The following is a 2,487-nucleotide window of genomic DNA, read 5'->3' as shown; positions in this document are numbered from 1 at the left end:
GGGCGCGCTCCGATGGGTGCGCCCGGCCCCGCCCCCGGCACCGCGTCCCCGTGCCCGGGCCCTGGGCGTCCGGCCGCTCGGCCGGGCGCGTGGGCGGGGCCCCGGCCCGGCGCGGGGCGTGAAGCCCGATGCGCGGGGCCCGTACTCACGGCCCCGGTACCGGTTCCGTGAGTGAGAGCCCGCCGGGACGGCGCTCCCGGTCACGTCGTGCCCGGGGGCCCGGGCCGCGTTCACGCCGCGGTGTCGGAACCCTCGTCCGCGCCGTCGCCGTGGGCGGCGTCGTAGGCGTCGCGGAACGCCTCCACGCGGAGCCGCCGGCGCTTCATCATGGAGGGGGTCATGCACGCCAGCACCAGTAGGAGGGCGGACAGTCCCAGGAGCAGGATGGGGAAGCCGGAGACCCCGCTCTCCAGGATGCGGATGACGACCTGGAACACGTTGAGAAGGGCCATCGTCGCGAACACGACGGCCAAGGCGACCGGCGTTCCGCTGGACAGCTGCCCCTCGACGACGATTCGCCCCAGCCGGTTGGTCTCCGGGTCCGGGCCGAGTCTCCCCTTCCGGACGAGTCGCCAGGCCTCCGCGAGCTTGGCGGGGTCGGTGCCCAGGGGGAGGTTCTTCAGTTTGGCGGCCTCAAGTGCGCGCCCGGCCCGCTTGGCCTCGGGGGATATGGCCCCCGAAACCACCGCGGCCATCGCGAGGGTTCCGGTCACCAACAGCAGGCCCATCGTGAGGAGGGCACCGAACAGCCAGGCGCCGGTCGCCGTGGAGAAGCCCAGGATTCCGGCCGCAGCGATCACGAACAGCAGTGCGGCCGAGGCGCGGAGGGCGAACGCGCCCGGGTGGTCGGCGCGGTAGGTCCGGAGCCGGGCGGCCCAGCGGGGGCGCGGCGGACGGGGGACGGAGGGGTGGGGGGCGCCCTGGGGGATCATGTCCGCAATGTACCCCTCTGTGGTTCGCCGACCGGTCGCGGTCGCCCCGACCGGGGGCCCGGCGCACCACGACGGCGGACGGGCCGCAGGGGGGAGAGGCTGACAGGCCGTCGTCAGGTTCGTCCGGAAGGGGTTGGGCGGGCGCGTGACCGCGCGTAACCTCGCGCCATGGAGAACCACACCGCCCCCGCCGGGACCGGCGTCGACGCGCTCGTCCGGGACCTTCCCAAGGTCGAGCTGCACGTCCACCTCGAAGGCTCGATGCCCGCCGAGACCCTCTTCGACCTGGCCCGCAAACACGCGGCCGAGGGCGTCCCCGACACCCTGGAGAAGCTCCGGGACTGGTACGCCTTCACCGACTTCCCCCACTTCATCGAGGTCTACCTGGCGTCGGTGACGACCCTCAGGGACGAGGAGGACTTCGCCGTCCTCGCCTCGGCGGTCGCCGGGCGGCTGGCCGCGCAGAACGTCCGCTACGCGGAGGTGCACGTCAGCCTCTACACGCACCTGATGCGCGGTGTGCCCGCGCGGGTGGTGTTCGACGGGATCGAGCACGCGCGCCGCGAGGCCGAGCGCGAGCACGGCATCAGGCTCCGGTGGATCCCCGACTTCCCCGCCGACTTCGGTCTGGAGAGCGCCGAGGCCACGCTGGAGGCCGTCCTGGCGGAGGGCCCGCCCAGCGTGGTGGGCTTCGGGGTGGGCGGTGTGGAGACACCCCTGGAGCAGTACGCGGGGGTGTTCGGCAGGGCGCGCGCCGCCGGGCTCGCCAGCCTCCCGCACGCCGGTGAGCACGGTGGACCCGAGCGCGTGCGGGAGGCCCTGGACGCGCTCCGCGCCGAGCGCATCGGGCACGGCATCGACTCCATGCGCGACGCGGAGCTGGTGGCCCGGCTGGTGGAGGAGCAGGTCCCGGTGGACGTCAGCCCCACCTCCAACGTGTGCACCCGCGCCGTGGAGGCGATCGGTGACCACCCGCTGCCCCGCATGCTCGACGCCGGGCTGCTGGTCACGCTCAACACCGACGACCCGACCATGTTCGGCACCGACCTCAACCGCGAGTACGCCACCGCCCACCGGCTGGGACTGGGTGCCGGGGACCTGGTCCGCCTCGCGGCGAACGCCGTGCACGCCTCCTACCTGGGGGCGGCCCACCGCCGCGCCCTGCTGGCCGAGATGGAGGAGGTCGCCGCCCGCCACGGGGTGGGGGTCGGGAGCCTCTAGGGACCCTGCTCCTCCCGGACCTCCGCTCCGCTGCGGCCCCGGTGTCGTGGGGGCACCGCGGCCGCCTGTGAGCGCGAGGACCTTCGGAGCCCCCGCCGGATCGGCCCGTCCCCCGCGAACCCGTCCGCGGCGCCTCCAGAACCCGCGGGCACCCGGGCGCGGGGATCCGGCCGTGCTCCGGCCGACACGCGGTCGCCGGGCTGACCCCCGGAAGCGCCCCCGAGCAGGAGACTTGGGGGTGCGCCGGGCACGGCAGTGCCCGTGCCCGGCCCCGGGGGGAGACGCGATGCGACGGGACTCCGGCGGGAACGCCGAGGGGGGCTCCGGCCACGGC

General features: G+C 75.3%; 2 protein-coding genes. One reads left to right on the top strand and one right to left on the bottom strand.

Annotated features, from left to right (window positions below; genetic code table 11):
- Window positions 1-230 precede the first annotated feature (230 nt).
- The gene (locus ACWGL3_RS31980; RefSeq protein ID WP_267947491.1) at window positions 231-932 is read right to left on the bottom strand and encodes a hypothetical protein; all 702 of its coding nucleotides are present in this window, start codon (window positions 930-932) and stop codon (window positions 231-233) included.
- A 168-nt stretch (window positions 933-1,100) separates the two neighbouring features.
- Between ACWGL3_RS31980 and add the strand changes: the two genes are divergently transcribed.
- Window positions 1,101-2,153: an adenosine deaminase gene (gene add, locus ACWGL3_RS31975; protein WP_267947492.1), complete on the top strand. Its 1,053-nt coding sequence runs from the start codon at window positions 1,101-1,103 to the stop codon at window positions 2,151-2,153.
- Window positions 2,154-2,487 lie beyond the last annotated feature (334 nt).

The organism is Nocardiopsis sp. NPDC055824 (assembly GCF_053616335.1).
This window is presented reverse-complemented; position numbering and strand designations above follow the sequence as displayed.

What these genes read in the sequence shown, in the direction of transcription:
- ACWGL3_RS31980 (WP_267947491.1), bottom strand. Translation starts at nt 932, where the DNA reads ATGATCCCCCAGGGCGCCCCCCACCCCTCCGTCCCCCGTCCGCCGCGC.
- add (WP_267947492.1), top strand. Translation starts at nt 1,101, where the DNA reads ATGGAGAACCACACCGCCCCCGCCGGGACCGGCGTCGACGCGCTCGTC.